Here is a 272-nt window from a genome sequence, read left to right as displayed (position 1 = left end):
GGCCAAGACGCTCGCCGACGTAAGCACGGACATCGTCACGCAGGGCATCCGCATCCCAGATGCTGCTGTTCAACAGCCGCTGGAAGCCGTCCGGGGTGCGGTGACCTGCCCACTCCGCGAGCTGCCAGCCGTTCTTGCGTGCCGCCTGGCCCAGCAGGCCGCGGACGTAGTCCCGCATCCGCCACCGCAGATCCGCCCGGCCGAACCGGCCCGCCACCCGCGCGAACACCGACTCCAACTCCGCAGCCCAGCAACCGGCTTCAGTCATGCCC

Annotated in this window: 1 protein-coding gene; it reads right to left on the bottom strand. The window is 70.2% G+C overall.

Features of this window, described 5'->3' with window-relative positions; genetic code table 11:
- Positions 1–268 (bottom strand): transposase (locus ACSNOK_RS34290; RefSeq protein ID WP_436784636.1); only part of this gene is annotated, 268 nt, incomplete at its 3' end.
- Between the last annotated feature and the right edge of the window lie 4 nt (positions 269–272).

The sequence above is a fragment of the Streptomyces sp. URMC 126 genome, assembly GCF_051386555.1.
In the GTDB taxonomy this organism is placed as follows: Bacteria; Actinomycetota; Actinomycetes; order Streptomycetales; family Streptomycetaceae; genus Streptomyces.
Note: the sequence above shows the minus strand (reverse complement) of the source record. Positions and strands in the feature narration are given on the sequence as shown.